The sequence below is a fragment of the Streptomyces sp. NBRC 110035 genome (assembly GCF_000829695.1).
Taxonomy (GTDB): Bacteria; Actinomycetota; Actinomycetes; order Streptomycetales; family Streptomycetaceae; genus Streptomyces.
This window is the reverse complement of the sequence record NZ_BBNN01000030.1, coordinates 185,584-204,139: the sequence shown is the minus strand read 5'-3', so window position 1 is coordinate 204,139 and position 18,556 is coordinate 185,584. Positions and strand designations below refer to the sequence as shown.

General features: G+C 71.6%; 14 protein-coding genes. 8 read left to right on the top strand and 6 right to left on the bottom strand.

Annotation, left to right across the window (positions count from 1 at the left end):
* Positions 1–33: 33 nt before the first annotated feature.
* A complete protein-coding gene (locus tag TU30_RS20920; protein ID WP_042172155.1) occupies positions 34–816 on the bottom strand; it encodes a sulfite exporter TauE/SafE family protein in 783 nt (260 codons plus the stop codon).
* 252 nt (positions 817–1,068) lie between these two features.
* On the opposite strand from TU30_RS20920, the gene TU30_RS20915 reads away from it, so the two are divergent.
* The 5 genes from TU30_RS20915 to TU30_RS20895 all read left to right on the top strand — a co-directional run bounded on the left by TU30_RS20915 (position 1,069) and on the right by TU30_RS20895 (position 7,210).
* Positions 1,069–2,295 carry an NAD(P)/FAD-dependent oxidoreductase gene (locus tag TU30_RS20915; protein ID WP_042172152.1) on the top strand — a complete coding sequence of 409 codons (1,227 nt, stop codon included), beginning with the start codon at positions 1,069–1,071 and terminating at the stop codon, positions 2,293–2,295.
* On the top strand, positions 2,295–4,913 hold the full coding sequence (gene nirB / locus TU30_RS20910; protein ID WP_042172150.1) for a nitrite reductase large subunit NirB: 2,619 nt from the start codon (positions 2,295–2,297) through the stop codon (positions 4,911–4,913). The genes TU30_RS20915 and nirB overlap by 1 nt, the downstream gene beginning before the upstream one ends.
* Positions 4,910–5,260, top strand: coding sequence for a nitrite reductase small subunit NirD (gene nirD / locus TU30_RS20905; RefSeq protein WP_042172148.1), 351 nt, complete (start codon positions 4,910–4,912; stop codon positions 5,258–5,260). The genes nirB and nirD overlap by 4 nt, the downstream gene beginning before the upstream one ends.
* Before the next feature lie 145 nt (positions 5,261–5,405).
* Positions 5,406–6,563, top strand: a complete 1,158-nt coding sequence (locus TU30_RS20900) for an alkaline phosphatase PhoX (RefSeq protein ID WP_042172146.1) — start codon at positions 5,406–5,408, stop codon at positions 6,561–6,563.
* Between the two features lie 209 nt (positions 6,564–6,772).
* Positions 6,773–7,210, top strand: a complete 438-nt coding sequence (locus TU30_RS20895; RefSeq protein ID WP_042172144.1) for an excalibur calcium-binding domain-containing protein — start codon at positions 6,773–6,775, stop codon at positions 7,208–7,210.
* Positions 7,211–7,404: 194 nt separating this feature from the next.
* Here the strand turns inward: TU30_RS20895 and TU30_RS20890 are convergent, their stop codons facing one another.
* The 3 genes from TU30_RS20890 to ppdK form a co-directional block, all read right to left on the bottom strand.
* Complete coding sequence (locus TU30_RS20890) at positions 7,405–7,590, bottom strand: hypothetical protein (RefSeq protein ID WP_141713729.1); 186 nt, start codon at positions 7,588–7,590, stop codon at positions 7,405–7,407.
* 378 nt (positions 7,591–7,968) lie between these two features.
* On the bottom strand, positions 7,969–8,562 hold the full coding sequence (locus tag TU30_RS20885) for a transcriptional regulator (protein WP_042172282.1): 594 nt from the start codon (positions 8,560–8,562) through the stop codon (positions 7,969–7,971).
* Positions 8,563–8,761: 199 nt separating this feature from the next.
* Positions 8,762–11,509 carry a pyruvate, phosphate dikinase gene (ppdK, locus tag TU30_RS20880; protein ID WP_042172139.1) on the bottom strand — a complete coding sequence of 916 codons (2,748 nt, stop codon included), beginning with the start codon at positions 11,507–11,509 and terminating at the stop codon, positions 8,762–8,764.
* A gap of 598 nt (positions 11,510–12,107) precedes the next feature.
* Between ppdK and TU30_RS20875 the strand changes: the two genes are divergently transcribed.
* Positions 12,108–13,994 (top strand): CDP-alcohol phosphatidyltransferase, encoded by a 1,887-nt coding sequence (locus tag TU30_RS20875; RefSeq protein WP_370626682.1) that lies wholly within the window; start codon positions 12,108–12,110, stop codon positions 13,992–13,994.
* Between the two features lie 19 nt (positions 13,995–14,013).
* Here the strand turns inward: TU30_RS20875 and dusB are convergent, their stop codons facing one another.
* Positions 14,014–15,216 carry a tRNA dihydrouridine synthase DusB gene (gene dusB, locus TU30_RS20870; protein ID WP_078878412.1) on the bottom strand — a complete coding sequence of 401 codons (1,203 nt, stop codon included), beginning with the start codon at positions 15,214–15,216 and terminating at the stop codon, positions 14,014–14,016.
* A gap of 99 nt (positions 15,217–15,315) precedes the next feature.
* Between dusB and TU30_RS20865 the strand changes: the two genes are divergently transcribed.
* Together TU30_RS20865 and TU30_RS20860 are read left to right on the top strand one after the other, a co-directional pair.
* Entirely contained in the window at positions 15,316–16,761 is a 1,446-nt protein-coding gene (locus TU30_RS20865; protein ID WP_042172278.1) for an MFS transporter, read from the top strand.
* A gap of 100 nt (positions 16,762–16,861) precedes the next feature.
* Positions 16,862–17,068, top strand: a complete 207-nt coding sequence (locus tag TU30_RS20860; protein WP_042172137.1) for a hypothetical protein — start codon at positions 16,862–16,864, stop codon at positions 17,066–17,068.
* Between the two features lie 76 nt (positions 17,069–17,144).
* Here the strand turns inward: TU30_RS20860 and TU30_RS20855 are convergent, their stop codons facing one another.
* Complete coding sequence (locus TU30_RS20855; RefSeq protein ID WP_042172135.1) at positions 17,145–18,527, bottom strand: glycine--tRNA ligase; 1,383 nt, start codon at positions 18,525–18,527, stop codon at positions 17,145–17,147.
* Positions 18,528–18,556: the final 29 nt, after the last annotated feature.

Genomic DNA, 18,556 nt, shown 5'->3' with positions numbered 1-18,556 from the left:
CACGTCAGCCGGGCCGATCACCGGGTGCGGCACTCAGGCCAGCCACTGCTCGTACGCCATGTTCGCCACCAGGGCGAAGACGACCACCAGCAGGACGATGCGGACGAAGCCGCTGCCCTTCTTCAGGGCCGTGTGGGCGCCGAGGGTGCCGCCCGCCAGGTTGAACACGGCCATCAGGCCCGCCAGCTGCCACAGCACCGCGCCCTGCCAGGCGAACATCGCCAGCGCGCCGGCGTTGGTGCAGCAGTTGACGATCTTCGCGGTGGCGGACGCGGTGACGAGGTCGAGGTGGAGCAGGGCGGTGAGGGCCAGGACCAGGAACGTACCGGTGCCGGGGCCGATGAGGCCGTCGTAGAAGCCGATGCCCAGGCCGCCGAAGCCGATCGCGGCGAGGACGCGGCGGCGGGAGACCGGGCCGGGCTGCGGCGCGGTGCCGAAGCCGGGCCGGAGGATGACGAAGGCGGCCACCGCGAGCAGCACCACCATGATCACCGGCTTGAGGACCTCGGTGCTCATCCCCGCGGCGAGGAAGGCCCCGCCCGACGATCCGGCGAGGGCGGCGAGACCGATGCGTACGGCGGTCCGTACGTCGACGGGTGCCTTGCGGGCGAAGGTCACCGCCGCGCCGGTGGTGCCGACGATGGCGACCGCCTTGTTGGTACCGAGCGCGTGCGCGGCGGGCGTGCCGGCGGGCAGGCCGAGCAGCAGCGCGGGCAGGAGCAGGAGCCCGCCGCCGCCGACCACGGCGTCGATCCAGCCGGCGGCGAGCGCCGCGAGGCAGAGGAGAACGACCGTGGTCAGCGAAATGTCGGGCATGGGCGTGACCCTAGGGAGCGGGTAGTTGTGCCGTCCATCAAGATGAGCTTTTCCTGAGGTTGAGCGTCGTCACAGTGCCGCCCCGCATCACCCCGGCATCACCCCCGCCTCCCCGTCGGCGCCTCCTCACCGCCGCCCCGGCCCGGCGCTCCGAACCCTCACACCCACCCCCCGTCCCCGCTGAGGGCAGCGTTCCGCGCGGGAAACAGACGTGATGCCGCCGGGTAACACCCGCACCGCACGCTCAGGGACATGACCTCGAACGAGCGTGTGGTGGTGATCGGCACCGGCCTGGCGGGCGTGACACTCGCCCGGCGGCTCGGCGGGCTCGGCACACCGGTGACGCTGGTCGGCGAGGAGGAGCACCGCCCGTACAACAGGGTGCTGCTCGCCGAGGTGCTGGCCGGACGCTACAGCCCCGAGCTGATCGCCCTCCCCGCCCCGGCGGCGCCGACGGTGCTGACCCGCGGCCGGGTCACCGGCATCGACCGCGCGGCACGCACCGTCGTCTGCGCGGACGGCACCGGGATCGGCTACGACCGGCTCGTCCTGGCCACCGGCTCCAACCCGGTGCTGCCACCGCTGCGCGGGCTGTTCACCGAGGACCACGCGCTGCCCGAGGGCGTGCACGCGTTCCGCACCATGGACGACTGCCTGGGCCTGGCCAAGGCGGTACGTCCGGGGGCGCGGGCCGTCGTCATCGGCGGCGGACTGCTCGGCGTGTCCGCGGCCCGCGCGCTCGCCGTGCGCGGCGCGCAGGTCGTCCTCGCCCAGCAGTCCGAGCGGCTCATGGAACGCCAGCTCGACCCGGCGGCCTCCCGGCTCGTCCGGCGGCACCTGACGGACCTCGGCGTGGAGGTGCACACCGAGTGCCGGGTGCGGGACGTGCGCTGCGTCGCCGGCGCGGTCCGCTCGGTCGAGATGGCCGACGGGTACGCGCTCGACGCCGACCCGGTCGTCCTGGCCTGCGGGGTGCACCCGCGGGTGGGGCTCGCCCAGGCGGCCGGCCTGGAGGTCCGCAAGGGCATCGTCGTCGACGACGAGCTGCGCACCAGTGACCCCCGCATCCACGCCGTCGGCGACTGCGTCCAGCACGCCGGCACGGTGTACGGACTGGCCGCCCCGGCGCTGGAGCAGGCCGAGGCACTGGCCGCCCTGCTCGCCGGGGACGCGGACGCCCGCTACACCGGCACCCGTTCCCTGACCCGGCTCACCCTCACGGGGCCCGACAGCCCGTTCGACCTCGCCGCGTTCGGCGAGACCGAGGCGCTGCCCGGCGACGACGTCGTCCAGCTCACCGACGCCACCCGGGGCACCTACCGCAAGGTCGTCGTCCGCGGCGACCGGCTGATCGGCGGGGTCCTGGTCGGCGAACTCGGCACGGTCGGCGCGCTCGCCCGCGCGTGGGAGGGAGCAGAGCCGCTCCCCTCCGACGGCGGCCCCCTGCTCCACCTGCTCACCAACGACGGAGGCTCCTGATGACCGCCACCCCGGGGCCCACCCCCACGATCGTGCTCGTCGGCCACGGCATGGTCGGCCAGCGTTTCCTGGAGGCGCTCGCCGAGCGCGGCCTGACCGCCACGCACCGCGTGGTCGTGCTGTGCGAGGAACCGCGTCCGGCGTACGACCGCGTCCAGCTCACCTCGTACTTCTCGGGGCGTACCGCCGAGGACCTGTCCATGACGGACCTGGCGTTCCTCGAGGAACACGGCATCGAGCTGCACATCGGCGACCCGGCCGAGACGGTCGACCGCGAGGCCCGCAGGGTCACCGCCCGCTCGGGGCTGGCCGTCGACTACGACGTCCTGGTGCTGGCCACCGGCTCCTACCCGTTCGTGCCGCCGGTGCCGAACAAGGACGCGGCCGGCTGCTTCGTCTACCGCACCATCGAGGACCTGCTCGCGATCGAGGAGTACGCGAAGAGCAGGGCCACCGTGGGCGCGGTGGTCGGCGGCGGGCTGCTCGGCCTGGAAGCGGCGGGCGCCCTCAAGGGACTCGGACTGACCACGCACATCGTGGAGTTCGCGCCGCGCCTGATGCCGGTGCAGGTCGACGACGGCGGCGGCAGCGCGCTGCTGCGGACCGTCGAGAACATGGGCCTGGCCGTGCACACCGGCACCGGCACGCAGGAGATCGTGGTCGGCGGGGACGGCGCGGTCACCGGCATGAAGCTGTCCGACGGCTCCGAACTCGCCACCGACATGGTGGTGTTCTCCGCCGGTGTCCGCCCCCGCGACCAGCTCGCCCGCGCGTCGGGGCTGGAGGTCGGCGAGCGCGGCGGCATCGCCGTGGACGAGCAGTGCCGCACGCTCACCGACCCGCACGTCTTCGCGATCGGCGAGTGCGCGCTGGCCGCCGACGGCCGGGTGTACGGTCTGGTCGCCCCCGGCTACGAGCAGGCGCAGACCGCCGCCGCGACGATCGCCGCCGACGAGGCGTCGTTCACCGGCGCCGATTTGTCGACCAAGCTGAAGCTGCTCGGCGTGGACGTGGCGTCCTTCGGCGACGCGCACGGCGCCACCGCCGACTGCCTGGACGTCGTCTACTCCGACTCCCGCGCCGGCCTGTACAAGAAGCTGGTCATCGGCAGCGACGGCACGCTGCTCGGCGGCATCCTGATCGGCGACGCGGAGGCGTACGGCACGCTGAAGGCCTTCACCGGCTCGGTCCCGCCCGTCTCCCCCGAGTCCCTGGTCCTGCCCGCCGGGGCCGGCGCCCCCGCCCAGCTCGGCCCGTCCGCGCTGCCGGACGAGGCGGTCGTCTGCTCCTGCCACAACGTCACCAAGGGCACCATCCGCAACGCGGTCACCGAGCGCAGCTGCACCACCGTGCCCGAGGTGAAGAAGTGCACCAAGGCCGGTACCGGCTGCGGCAGTTGCGTGAAGGTGCTCGGCCAGCTGGTCAACGCCGAGCTGGAGGCGGGCGGCATCGAGGTCGACAAGGGCCTGTGCGGCTGCTTCTCGCAGACCCGCGAGGAGCTGTACGAGATCGTCCACGCCCTGCGCGTCACCTCCCACCGGGACCTGCTGGACCGGCACGGCCGCGAGGACGCCCGGGGCGGCGACGGCTGCGAGGTCTGCAAGCCGACGGTCGGCTCGATCATCGCCTCGCTGGCCCCGACGATCGGCGCGAGCGGCTACGTCCTGGACGGCGAACAGGCCGCCCTCCAGGACACCAACGACCACTTCCTCGCCAACCTGCAGAAGAACGGATCGTATTCGGTCGTCCCCCGCATCCCCGGCGGCGAGATCGCCCCGGAGAAGCTGATCGTGATCGGCGAGATCGCCCGCGACTTCGGCCTCTACACGAAGATCACCGGCGGCCAGCGCATCGACATGTTCGGTGCCCGTGTCGAGCAGCTCCCGGTCATCTGGGCCCGCCTGGTGGACGCCGGCTTCGAGTCCGGCCACGCGTACGGCAAGTCGCTGCGCACGGTGAAGTCCTGCGTCGGGCAGACCTGGTGCCGCTACGGCGTGCAGGACTCGGTGCGCATGGCGATCGACCTGGAGCTGCGCTACCGGGGCCTGCGCTCCCCCCACAAGCTGAAGTCGGCGGTCTCCGGCTGCCAGCGCGAGTGCGCCGAGGCCCGGTCGAAGGACTTCGGCGTCATCGCCACCGTGGGCGGCTGGAACCTGTACGTCGGCGGCAACGGCGGCGCCACCCCGCGCCACGCCGACCTGCTCGCACAGGACCTCTCGGACGCCGAACTGGTGCGCCTGATCGACCGGTTCCTGATGTTCTACATCCGCACCGCCGACCGCCTGGAGCGCACCTCGACCTGGCTGGACCGGATCCCGGGCGGCCTGGACCACGTGCGGGACGTCGTCGTACACGACTCGCTCGGCATCTGCGACGAGCTGGAGTCCCTGATGTCCGCCCACGTCGCGTACTACCGCGACGAGTGGGCCGAGACCATCAACGACCCCGAGAAGCTCTCCCGGTTCGTGTCCTTCGTCAACGCCCCCGACACCCCGGACCCGGTGGTCGGCTTCGTCCCCGAACGCGACCAGATGAAGCCCGACCTGCCCCTGCTGAACATCGGCATGCGACCCGCACAGTCCATGGAAGCCGCCCTGGAAGGGAGCGCCCAGCGATGACCCTGGCCCTCGAGACCACCGACCTGAAGGTCCGACTCCAGCTGACCGACGCCTGGTTCACGGTCTGCGACCTGAGCACACTGGTCCCGGGCCGCGGCGTGGCGGCCCTGCTGCCCGACGGCCGGCAGGTCGCCGTCTTCACCGATCGCGACGGCGGCCTGTACGCCGTCGACAACCGCGACCCCTTCACCGGCGCGGCGGTCCTCTCCCGCGGCCTGACCGGCACCCACCGGGGCCGCCCGTTCGTCGCCTCCCCGCTGCTCAAGCAGCGCTTCGACCTGGAGACGGGCCAGTGCCTGGACGACGACACGGTCCGGCTGACGACGTACGAGGTCAAGGCTGCGTGAGCGGATAAGGGTCGGCACTCGGGATGGTCACCCCCCGGCACACCTGCGGTCATGATGTGTCCATGGCGCACCCGTAGGGTCCGTGACCGCACGTCCCCGTCACCGGCCGGTGGCGGGACGGTTCACGGCACCTCCAGGAGCGGCAGTGGAACGTCGTACCTTCCTTCGTGCGAGCGCCATGGGCGGCACCGGCGCGGTCCTCGGCGGCGCGCTCTGGCACAGCGCCGCGTACGCGGCGCCCGCCCAGCCCGGCACGGGCCCCTACGGCGCGCTCGGCGCGGCGGACGCCAACGGGATCGGGCTGCCGGCCGGGTTCACCAGCAGGGTCATCGCCCGTTCCGGCCGGCAGGTCCCGGGCACGTCGTACACCTGGCACAACGCCCCCGACGGCGGCGCCTGTTACGCGGACGGCAGCGGCTGGATCTACGTCTCCAACTCGGAGATCAACCCGTCCGGCGGCGCGGGCGCGGTGCGCTTCTCGGCCACCGGCGCCGTCACGGGCGCGTACCGCATCCTGTCCGGCACCCGGCAGAACTGCGCGGGCGGCAGCACGCCGTGGAACACCTGGCTGTCCTGCGAGGAGGTGGACCGCGGTTACGTCTACGAGACCGACCCGTGGGGGACGAAGGCGGCGGTACGCCGGGACGCGATGGGCCGCTTCAAGCACGAGGCGGCGGCCGCCGACCCGGTCCGCAGGGTGATCTACCTGACCGAGGACGTCTCGGACAGCTGCTTCTACCGCTTCCGGCCGACGACGTGGGGCGACCTGTCCTCCGGCACACTGGAGGTACTGGTGGCGGGCAGCGGCACGAGCGGCCCGGTGAGCTGGGCGAGGGTCCCGGACCCGTCCGGGGCCACCGCGACCCGCAACCAGGTCTCCGGCGCCAAGCGCTTCAACGGCGGCGAGGGCTGCCACTACGCGAACGACACCTGCTGGTTCACGACCAAGGGCGACAACCGCGTCTGGCAGTACAACGCCGCCGCCCAGACGATCGAACTCACCTACGACGACTCCCTGGTGACGGGCGGCTCCGCTCCCCTGACCGGCGTGGACAACGTCACCGGCTCCTCCTCGGGCGACCTCTTCGTGGCCGAGGACGGCGGAAACATGGAGATCTGCGTCATCACGCCCGACGACGTCGTGGCCCCCTTCCTCCGGGTGAGCGGCCAGTCCGGCTCCGAGATCACCGGCCCGGCCTTCTCCCCGGACGGCACCCGCCTGTACTTCTCCAGCCAGCGCGGGACGAGCGGGAGTTCGTCGGGTGGCATCACGTACGAGGTGAGGGGCCCGTTCCGCAGGTAAACGCTCCCGGTTGCCGGCTCATGCCGGTGCACAGAACGCACCGGCATGAGCGGAGAGCTACCGTCCGGTCACGTCACGTTCGCATCACGGGTCCGCGAAACCTCCCCGCCCTCCCCCACCCCTCCCCTACCGTCGGTAGCTCGCACCCGGCAGACCACCCCGGACAGGGGCACACTGCCGGATATCCGCACATAGCTGGGGGACCCCCTGTGAACCTGTCCTGCAAGTCCGCCGCCGTGACCGTCGCCGCGCTCGCACTGGCCACGCTGCCCGTCACCACCGCCGCCGCCCACGAGGGCGTGTTCAAGAACTGCGACGCGGCGTACACCGCCGGGTACTCCAACATCCCGGCCGACAGCGAGCACTACGGCAAGCACCTGGACCGCGACAACGACGGCATCGGCTGCGACAACCCGCCGGCGGGCTTCGTCCCCGCCGACGACAAGGACGACGACAAGGACGACGACACCGCCGCCGGCTCGGACACGGAGTCCGGGGCGCAGAACACCGGCTCGGACACCGGCACCGACCTCGCCGAGACCGGCGGCAACAGCGCCACCCCGTACATCGCGGCGGGCGGCGCGGCCGTCGTCCTGGCGGGCGGCGGGGCGCTGTTCGCGGCACGCCGGCGCCGCAGCACCGACTGAGGCGCTCCGAAACGACGAAATGGCGGCCCCCCGCACGAGGGCGCCGCCATTTCGAGCGCTCGACGGCCGCAGGGATGCCACCCTTCCGGCGGCGCGGCACTCACCCGAAGGCCGGGACCCGCGCCGCCCGGGAAGGCAACTATCCCGACCGTGGTCCGGTCAGCCGGACGAGCAGAGGAAGGAAGCCTTCCCTGTCACCCCCTTGCCCGCCTCAGTCGCTCAGCAAGCGGAATCTGATCGGGCGGCCTCAAGATGAACTTGTCCTTCTGCTCGTCGAAGCAGTCCAGATGGCCACTGATTCGATCACCAACGTGGTAATCGTCCCCATCGTCGACGTACAGGGCGTCAACGAGGCCGACACGGGACAGTCCCAGGTCCACGATCACTCCCCAGCGAAAGTTCCCGGTGCCGCTGTTCCGGGTGGAGGGCCGTGTGGACCCGCGCGTCCTGACCGACGCCGATACGGGAGCTGGAGCGGCACCCGGAGAAACAGGTGTCCCGGGGCCTGTTGCGACCGGGCCCGGTGGGATCAGACACAGGTGCGAGGTCTGTGGAACGGGACTGCCGCCCTGGGACCGGCGGCCGTGCGCAGGCCGACTTCCACCAGGGTCCAGCCGAGGCGGGTCGGAAGGGCTGGAGGCGCCGAGCCGGCCCGGCTGCCACGGCGAGGCGGTACGCGTCGGCTTCGGCACGGAGTTCGGCGGCGCGGAGGTGGTGCAGGGCGAGGCGGGTCTCGGGATGCATCGGGCCGTGGCCTTTCAGTCCGTGGTGAGAGGGAAGGCGCGGGCGCGGATGCGTACTTGGGCGGTGTCGGTGTCGGCGTCGTCTGCGGCCCGGTCGCGGTGGGTTCCGACGAGGGCGTGCATCTTCTCGAGGAGATCCCGGGTCGGTTCGGGCGTCAGGCGCGGCGTCGCGCTGCTCATGTCCCAGGTGCGGTTCCGCTCCTCCGGCCAGGCCGGGCGGTCGTCCAGCCAGGCCGACAGGCCCCGGGCCTGGCTGGACGCGACCTCGTGGAGGTACAGGTCGGCAGCCCCGCGTACGTCCGGGTGGGCGTCGGTGAGCAGCGCGTCGTCGAAACGCAGGCCCTTGTGGACAGCCTTCCACCACCGTTCCCTGCCCTTGCCGCGCTCGGGAGCGTCCTCGATGAAGCCGTGCGCGGCGAGCCGGCGCAGGTGGTAGCTGGTCGCGCCGCTCGACTCGCCCAGCTTCGCGGCGAGCTGGGACGCGATGGCCGGGCCGCCGTGACGCAGGGCGTCCAGCAGCCGCATGCGCAGCGGGTGTGCGAGCCCGCGCAGCGAGCGGGCGTCGAGGCCGCGGACCGGCGGGCCCTGCGGTTCCCGGGACTCGTTCATGTCCACGAGGACAGCGTCGCAAAGGAGTACTTGCAAGTACTTCTTCGCAACTCGTTCGACGGCATGAGAACGGCGGCACCCCCGCACGGGTGCCGCCGTTCTCCTTGTGATCCGGAGCCGTTGCCGATCGGTGAGGGTGGTCGGGTGACAGGCAACGGCTCCGGGGCTGGCGGGTCGGGTCCGCTTCGCCCCGGAGGGGTCAGCGGTGGTCGCTGCCCTTCGAGGTGACCGCCGCGCGGCCGGCCTCCAGGCGGGCGACCGGGATGCGGAACGGGGAGCAGGAGACGTAGTCCAGGCCCACCTCGTGGAAGAAGTGGACGGACTCCGGATCGCCGCCGTGCTCGCCGCAGACGCCGAGCTTGAGGTCGGGGCGGGTGGCGCGGCCGGCCTCGGCGGCGAGCTTCACCAGGGAGCCGACGCCGTCCCGGTCGATCGTCTCGAACGGGGAGACGCCGAAGATGCCCTTCTCCAGGTAGGCCGTGAAGAAGCTGGCCTCCACGTCGTCCCGGCTGAAGCCCCACACCGTCTGGGTGAGGTCGTTCGTGCCGAAGGAGAAGAACTCGGCGGCCTCCGCGATCTGGCCGGCGGTCAGCGCGGCGCGCGGCAGCTCGATCATCGTGCCGATGGCGAGCTTCAGCTTCGTTCCGGTGGCCTCCTCGACCTCCGCGATGACCTGGTCGGCCTCCTCGCGGACGATCTCCAGCTCCTGGACCGTGCCGACCAGCGGGATCATGATCTCGGCGCGCGGGTCGCCCTTGGCCGCCCGGCGCTCGGCCGCCGCCTCGGCGATGGCCCGTACCTGCATGGTGAACAGGCCGGGGATGACCAGACCGAGCCGCACGCCGCGCAGGCCCAGCATCGGGTTCTGCTCGTGCAGCCGGTGGACGGCCTGGAGGAGGCGCAGTTCGTTCTCGTGCGGTTCCTGGCGGGACTCGGCGAGGGCCACGCGGACCGACAGTTCGGTGATGTCGGGCAGGAACTCGTGCAGCGGCGGGTCGAGGAGGCGGACGGTGACCGGGAGGCCGTCCATGCCCTCGAACAGTTCGACGAAGTCCTTCTTCTGCAGCGGCAGCAGTGCCTTGAGGGACTCCTCGCGCTCCTCCTGGGTGTCGGCCAGGATCAGCCGCTCCACCAGCTCGCGCCGGTCACCGAGGAACATGTGCTCGGTGCGGCACAGGCCGATGCCCTGGGCGCCGAAGCGGCGGGCGCGCAGCGCGTCCTCGGCGTTGTCGGCGTTGGCGCGCACGCGCAGCCGGCGCTTGCGGTCGGCGAAGGCCATCATCCGGTGGACGGCCTCGACGAGCTCGTCGGCGTCGTCGGCGCCCGGGTGCATGCGGCCCTCGAAGTACTCCACGACCGGCGACGGCACGACCGGGACCTCACCGAGGTAGACCTTGCCGGTCGAGCCGTCGATGGAAATCAGGTCGCCCTCCTCGACGACGTGCCCGCCGGAGACGGTCATCCGGCGGCGCTTGGTGTCGACCTCGAGCTCCTCGGCGCCGCAGACACAGGTCTTGCCCATGCCGCGCGCGACGACGGCGGCGTGCGAGGTCTTGCCGCCGCGGGAGGTGAGGATGCCCTCGGCGGCGATCATGCCGTCCAGGTCGTCGGGGTTGGTCTCGCGGCGGACCAGGATGACCTTCTCGCCGGAGCGGGACCACTTGACGGCGGTGTACGAGTCGAAGACCGCCTTGCCGACCGCGGCGCCCGGCGAGGCCGCGATGCCGCGTCCGACCTTCTCGACCTTCGTGTCCTCGTCGAAGCGCGGGAACATCAGCTGGGCGAGCTGTGCGCCGGTGACGCGGGTGAGCGCCTCGGCCTCGTCGATCAGCCCCTGGTCGACGAGCTGGGTGGCGATGCGGAAGGCCGCGCCCGCGGTGCGCTTGCCGACGCGGGTCTGGAGCATCCACAACTGGCCGCGCTCGATGGTGAACTCGATGTCGCAGAGGTCCTTGTAGTGGTTCTCCAGCGTCTCCATGATCCGCATCAGCTGGTCGTACGACTTCTTGTCGATCCGCTCCAGCTCCGCGAGCGGCACGGTGTTGCGGATGCCCGCGACCACGTCCTCGCCCTGGGCGTTCTGCAGGTAGTCGCCGTAGACGCCCTGGTGGCCGGAGGCGGGGTCGCGGGTGAAGGCGACGCCGGTGCCCGAGTCGGGGCCGAGGTTGCCGAAGACCATGGAGCAGACGTTGACGGCGGTGCCCAGGTCGTGCGGGATGCGCTCCTGGCGGCGGTAGAGCTTGGCCCGGTCGGTGTTCCAGGAGTCGAAGACCGCGTGGATGGCGAGGTCCATCTGCTCGCGCGGGTCCTGCGGGAAGTCCCGGCCGGCCTCGGTCCTGACGATCTTCTTGAACCTGGTGACCAGCTTCTTGAGGTCGGCGGCCTCCAGCTCGGTGTCGACCTCGACCTTCTTGGCGGCCTTCGCCGCCTCCAGCGCGTCCTCGAACAGCTCACCGTCGACGCCGAGGACGGTCTTGCCGAACATCTGGATGAGGCGCCGGTAGGAGTCCCAGGCGAAGCGGTCGTCGCCGGACTGCCGGGCGAGCCCCTGCACGGACTTGTCGGACAGGCCGATGTTCAGGACGGTGTCCATCATGCCCGGCATGGAGAACTTGGCTCCGGAGCGGACCGACACGAGGAGGGGGTCGTCGCTCCGGCCGAGCTTCTTGCCCATCGCCGCTTCGAGGGCGTCGAGGTGCGCACTCACCTCGTCACGCAGCGCCGCCGGCTCCGTGCCGCTCTCCAGGTAGACCTTGCAGGCTTCCGTGGTGATGGTGAAGCCGGGAGGGACGGGAAGACCCAGATTGGTCATCTCGGCGAGGTTCGCGCCCTTGCCGCCGAGCAGGTCCTTGAGGTCCCTGTTGCCCTCGGTGAAGTCGTAGACGAACTTCACGCCCTCAACGCTGTGACCCTGCTGGCCTACGTGGGGATCTTTGTTTTCCGACACGGGTCTCGACTCCTCGAGGACGCGGTGGCTGCCCTGACGGGCAGGAACATACCCAGATCAAAGGCATCTGGGTACGTCCACACGTGCGTCATGCGCCTGCGACCACTCCGCCGCCACGGGATCGAAAGTCACGGCGTGGCAGGCTCCCGCAGCCGCATGTGTTCATCTCTTGAACACACCGACTCCGAACGAGGCGATCCAGTCGCTCATATGAGCGACAATCAGCACGTCTGATTTCGCTCGATGAACGATCAAGGGGTGGCACCGAGTGCCGCCCTTTGAGAAGTGCAGTCACCCGCAATTCGCTCATCTGAGCGTAACCCTTATCAGGGGTGGCGAGAATCACGCTGCCACAGTCACCGGGATTCCACCATGCGGACGTACCCCGTACGCCTCCCCCGGTGGCCGCCCGGGCGGCCGTGCAGGCGTCTCACCGGGGCTCCACGGACGGCGTGCCCGGCCTCCGCCCCCGGCGTGCCGAACGTACCTCCCGCCGCGCTGAACACGCCGGCCGGTGCGCCCGTACGGAACTACGGCGGATCCGGACCCCCACGCCGGGTCCGCCACCTCACCGGGTTTTGCACGGAAGGACCTCCGGGTGCCTGTCTTCACACGCCTGCGCCGACCGACACGGACGACCGAGGAGAACCGACAGGAGGAAGAGCGCCCGCACCCGGCGGAAGAGACAGCGGAGGCAGAAGAGACGGAGGGCCCGGAAGTCTCGGAAGGCACGGAGGGACAGCGGGGGGAAGCGGCCTCGAGGAAGCTCACCCGCCCCGCCCCGCGCGCCCCGCGCGCCCTGCACGCCCTCCGCTCCCGCTGCGCCCGCCTGCGCGCGCGGCACCCCCGTGCCGCGCGCGCCGCCCGCTGGACCCTGCACGGACTCGCCGCCGCGCTGATCGTCGGCGCGCTCCTGCTGCCGAACACCGCCGGTGCCCTGCGGCCCAGCCGGTTCACCCGGATTCCGGCCGAGGCGATCGTCGGGGCCGTACTGCTGCTCGCCCTGCCGCGCCGGCCGCGGATCGTCGCGGCCGCGCTGTACGGGGCCGGCATCGCCGTGCTGACCGTGCTGAACCTGCTGGACATCGGGTTCAACGAGTACCTGGGCCGGGGCTTCAACGTGGTGCTCGACTGGGGGCTGCTGGACGACGCGGAGCACTACGTGGAGGACTCGATGGGCGGTGCCACCGCCACGGCCGCCGCCGTCGGCGCGGTCGTCCTGGTCCTGCTCCTGGTGGTCGTGATGGCGCTCGCCGCGGTCCGGCTGAGCGGCCTGCTGGCCCGGCACCGTACGCGGGCCACCCGGGGCGCGCTGGTCGCGGGCACGGTGTGGATCACCTGTACCGCCCTCGGCCTGCAGGTGTCCGGTGTACCGGTCGCCTCCGACCGGGCCGCGGCCGCGCTGAAGGTGCAGGGCAAGCGGGTGCGGGACACGCTGCGCGACGAGGCGGCGTTCGAGAAGGTGGCACGCTCGGACCCGTTCGCGGGCACGCCCGCCGACCAGCTCCTGCCCGGCCTGCGCGGCAAGGACGTCGTCATCGCGTTCATCGAGAGCTACGGTCGGACCGCACTGGAGGACCCGGTGACCGCCCCCGGCGTCACCGGCACCCTGGACGCCGGCACCGAGTCGCTCGCCGAGGCGGGGTTCGAGGCGCGCAGCGGCTGGCTGACGTCGTCGACGTTCGGCGGCAGCAGCTGGCTGGGCCACTCGACGGCGCTGTCCGGCCTGTGGATCGACAACCAGCAGCGCTACCGCACCGCCACCGCGAGCGACCGCCTCACCCTCACCAGGGCGTTCGGCAAGTCCGGCGCCTGGGACACCGTAGGCATCGTGCCGGGCGTCCAGAAGGGCTGGCCCGAGGCGAAGTGGTTCGGCCTCGACCAGGTCTACAACGCCTTCCGGCTGGGTTACCGGGGCCCGAAGTTCAGCTGGTCGACGATGCCCGACCAGTACACGCTCGAGGCGTTCCAGCGCCTGGAGCACGGCAGGGAACGCGAGGAGGGCAAGAACCTGATGGCGGAGGTCATCCTGACCTCCAGCCATCAGCCCTGGGCGCCCCTGCCCGAGATGGTCGACTGGGACGAACTCGGCGACGGCTCCGTCTTCGGGCCCGTCCAGAAGGCGGGGAAGGACCCCGGCAGCCTCATGACGGACGCCACCGGGTCCCGTCGGGAGTACGGCAGGTCGGTCGAGTACTCGGTGACCGCCCTCACCCAGTGGCTGGAGCGCTACGGCACCGACGACACCGTCCTCGTCTTCCTCGGCGACCACCAGCCCATCGCCCGGGTCAGCGGTCCGAGGGCGAGCCGGGACGTGCCGGTGACGATCGTCGCCAAGGACCCGAAGGCGCTGGACGACATCGCCGACTGGAACTGGACCGAGGGGCTGAGGCCGGACCAGGACGCGCCCGTGTGGCGGATGGACGCGTTCCGCGACCGCTTCCTGGAGGCCTACGGCTCCGTCCCGTACCCCGCCGGAGGCTGAAACCCGGGGACGGGCCCGCTCAGCCGCCCGACGTGTCCAGTTCGGCGTCCTCGCCGACGCCCGCGCACGCGTACGGGTCCTTCAGCCAGCCGTCCGGCAGCGCCACCCGGTTGTTGCCGGACGTACGGCCGCGGGGGCCGTCCGCACCGGCCGGCCAGGGCTGGTCCAGGTCCAGCTCGTCCAGCCCGGCCCGCAGGGTCTCCAGCGAGGACGTGACGGCGAGCCGCCTGCGCATCTCGGAGCCGACCGCGAAGCCCTTCAGGTACCAGGCGACGTGCTTGCGGAAGTCGATCACCCCGCGGGCCTCGTCGCCGATCCACTCGCCGAGCAGGGCGGCGTGCCGGACCATGACGTCGGCGACCTCGCGCAGCGTGGGCCGGTACAGGTCGCGGCGGCCCTCGAAGGACGCGACCAGGTCGGCGAACAGCCACGGCCGCCCCAGGCAGCCGCGTCCCACCACGACTCCGTCGCAGCCGGTCTCCCGGACCATCCGCAGGGCGTCGTCGGCGGACCAGATGTCGCCGTTGCCGAGCACGGGGATCTCCGGCACGTGCTCCTTGAGCCGGGCGACGGCGTCCCAGTCGGCGGTGCCGCCGTAGTGCTGGGCGGTGGTGCGGCCGTGCAGGGCGACGGCGCTCACCCCCTCCTCGACGGCGATGCGGCCGGCGTCCAGGTAGGTCAGGTGGTCGTCGTCGATGCCCTTGCGCATCTTGATCGTGACCGGCAGGTCCCCGGCGCCGGCGACCGCCTCGCGCAGGATGGAGCGCAGCAGGTTCCGCTTGTAGGGCAGGGCCGAGCCGCCGCCCTTGCGGGTCACCTTCGGTACCGGGCAGCCGAAGTTGAGGTCGATGTGGTCGGCGAGGTCCTCCTCGACGATCATGCGGACGGCCTTGCCGACGGTCACCGGGTCGACGCCGTACAGCTGGATCGAGCGCGGCGTCTCGCTCGCGTCGAACGTGATCAGCTGCATGGTCTTCTCGTTGCGTTCGACCAGCGCCCGGGTGGTGATCATCTCGCTGACGAACAGCCCCTTGCCGCCGCTGAATTCCCTGCAGAGGGTGCGGAAGGGCGCGTTGGTGATCCCGGCCATGGGGGCCAGCACGACGGGCGGCCGGACCGCGTACGGGCCGATCGCCAGGTCGCGGCCCGTCGCCGGGTCGCGCGCGTCCGGGGCCGGGTTCGGGGTGGAGGGGGGCGTGGACATTCCCCCATTGTCCCGCATGCCGAGCACTGCCCGGGGTGCCGCCCGGAGCTTCCCGGGCAGCATCATGTAACGACCATTAGTTAACCGCACTATCGAACCGCGCGTACGATGGTGGCCATGTCCGAGCTCACTCCGCGCCGACGTCTGCTCGTGCTCGCGATCTGCTGCACGAGCCTGCTCCTCGTGAGCCTGGACAACACCGTCCTGAACGTCGCCCTGCCGTCGCTCCAGAGGGACCTGGACGCCAGTACCCCGGGGCTGCAGTGGACCATCGACGCGTACACGCTCGTCCTGGCGTCCCTGCTGATGCTCGCCGGCTCCACGGCGGACCGGATCGGCCGCAGACGGGTCTTCACGGCCGGCCTGGTCGTCTTCACCCTCGGCTCGCTGCTGTGCTCGCTCGCCCCGGACCTGGACGCGCTGGTCGTCTTCCGCATGGTGCAGGCGGTGGGCGGTTCGATGCTCAACCCGGTCGCCATGTCGATCATCACCAACACCTTCACCGACCCGCGCGAACGCGCCCGCGCGATCGGCGCGTGGGGCGCGGTCGTCGGCCTCTCGATGGCGGCGGGGCCGTTGATCGGGGGCCTGCTGGTGGACTCCGTCGGCTGGCGCTCCATCTTCTGGATCAACCTGCCCGTGGGCCTCGCCGCCCTGGTGCTCACCCTGCGCTTCGTCCCGGAGTCGCGGGCGCCGAAGGCCCGCCGCGCCGACCCGGTGGGCCAGCTGCTGGTCGTCGCCCTGTTCGGCTCGCTGACGTACGCGATCATCGAGGCGCCGCACGCGCCGCTCTCCGCCACGGCCCCCTTCGCCGCCGTCGCGCTCGCGTCCCTGACCGCCCTGCTGGTGTACGAGTCACGGCGCCACGAACCCCTCATCGACCTGCGTTTCTTCCGCTCGGCGCCGTTCAGCGGGGCCACGGTGATCGCGGTGAGCGCGTTCGCCGCGCTCGGCGGGTTCCTGTTCCTGTCGACGCTCCACCTGCAGAACGTACGGGGGCTGAGCGCCCTGGAGGCCGGGCTGTGGATGCTCCCCATGGCCCTCCCGACGTTCCTGTGCGCCCCGCTCTCCGGCCGGCTGGTCGGCAGCCGGGGGCCACGGCTGCCGCTGCTGATCGCGGGCGGCGCGATGACGGCGGCCGGGCTCCTCTTCGCCCTCTTCGAGGCCGAGACGTCCAACGCCACGCTGGCCGCCGGGTACGTCCTGTTCGGCGTCGGCTTCGGCTTCGTCAACGCGCCCGTCACCAACACCGCCGTCTCCGGCATGCCCCGCGCCCAGGCCGGGGTGGCCTCGGCGGTGGCCTCCACCAGCCGGCAGCTGGGCCAGACGCTCGGCGTCGCGGTGGTCGGCGCGGTGCTGGCGGCCGGGGTGGGCTCCTCGTCGTACGCGGAGAGTTTCGTGGCGGCCTCGCGGCCCGGCTGGTGGATCCTCACCGCGTGCGGGCTCGCGGTGCTGGTGGTGGGCGCGTCGACCTCGGGCCCCTGGGCACGGGCGACCGCGCGGCGGACGGCCGAGCGGCTGGAGTCGGGGGAGATCCGCGAGGCGGCCGGAGCGGGCGCGTAGCCACGCGCGGCGTTCGCGCACGGGGCCGGGGGCCGGTCCGCCACCGAATTCACCTGCGCCGGGCCCCCGTTGATGTTGTTCTTGCTGCACACTCTGCGTCATGCCCCCGAGCGACACGAGCAAAGTCAGCCGCTGGGACCAGCACGGGCGGGAACACGTCGTGCGGGTCCGGCGCACCGGTGTGCAGCGCACCCTCAGGTGCGGGACCTGTGACTGGCGCGTACACGCCCAGTTCCTGCCCTGGCTGAAGGCGCAGGAGCACCTGGCCCGGGCCCACCAGGCGACGGTGGACCCCACGGGGACGTAGAACCGCCCCGGGCGGCGCGGGAAGCGCTGCCCGGGGCGGCTCCGGGGAAGTCGGCGGTGCGGGGGCCCGTCGGCCGTCAGCAGCCGACCAGGCGGCTCGCCAGGTAGCCCTCGATCTGGTCGAGGGAGATCCGCTCCTGCTTCATGGTGTCGCGCTCGCGCACCGTCACCGCGTTGTCCTCGAGCGTGTCGAAGTCGACCGTGACGCAGAACGGCGTACCGATCTCGTCCTGGCGGCGGTAGCGGCGGCCGATGGCGCCGGCGTCGTCGAACTCGATGTTCCAGTTCTGCCGCAGCGCCTGGGCGAGGCCCTTGGCCTTCGGCGACAGCTCCGGGTTGCGGGAGAGCGGGAGCACCGCGACCTTCACCGGGGCCAGACGCGGGTCGAGGCGCAGCACGGTGCGCTTCTCCAGCTTGCCCTTGGCGTTGGGCGCCTCGTCCTCGATGTACGCGTCGAGCAGGAAGGCGAGCATCGCCCGGCCGACACCGGCCGCCGGCTCGATGACGTACGGGGTCCAGCGCTCGCCGGCCTCCTGGTCGAAGTAGGAGAGGTCCTGGCCGGAGGCCTTGGAGTGGGCGCCGAGGTCGTAGTCGGTTCGGTTGGCGACGCCCTCGAGCTCACCCCACTCGCTGCCGCCGAACTGGAAGCGGTACTCGATGTCGGCGGTGCGCTTGGAGTAGTGGGAGAGCTTCTCCTTCGGGTGCTCGTACCACCGCATGTTCTCCTCGCGCATGCCGAGGCCGGTGTACCAGTTCCAGCGCTGCTGCATCCAGTACTCCTGCCACGTCTCGTCCTCGCCCGGCTTGACGAAGAACTCCATCTCCATCTGCTCGAACTCGCGGGTCCGGAAGATGAAGTTGCCGGGCGTGATCTCGTTGCGGAAGGACTTGCCCATCTGGGCGATGCCGAAGGGCGGCTTGCGGCGCGAAGTGGTCTGCACCTGGCCGAAGTTGGTGAAGATGCCCTGGGCCGTCTCGGGGCGCAGGTAGGCGACGGAGCCGGAGTCCTGCGTGGGGCCGAGGTGGGTGGAGAGCAGACCCGAGAACTGCTTGGGCTCGGTGAACTGGCCCTTGTTGCCGCAGTTGGGGCAGTTGATGTCGGCGAGGCCGTTCTCCGGGGCGCGGCCCTTCTTCTCCTCGTACGCCTCTTCCAGGTGGTCCGCGCGGAACCGCTTGTGGCAGGCGGTGCATTCGGTGAGCGGGTCCGAGAAGGTGGCGACGTGACCGGAGGCGACCCACACCTCGGGGGCCAGGATCACCGACGAGTCGATACCCACGACGTCCTCACGCGACGTCACCATGTAGCGCCACCACTGGCGCTTGAGGTTCTCCTTGAGCTCGACACCCAACGGTCCGTAGTCCCAGGCGGCACGCTGGCCGCCGTAGATCTCACTGCAGGGGAATACGAAGCCTCGGCGCTTGCTCAGGCTGACGATGGTGTCGATCTTGTCGGCGGCCACGGTGCTCTCTTCATTACGACGACGGGCGA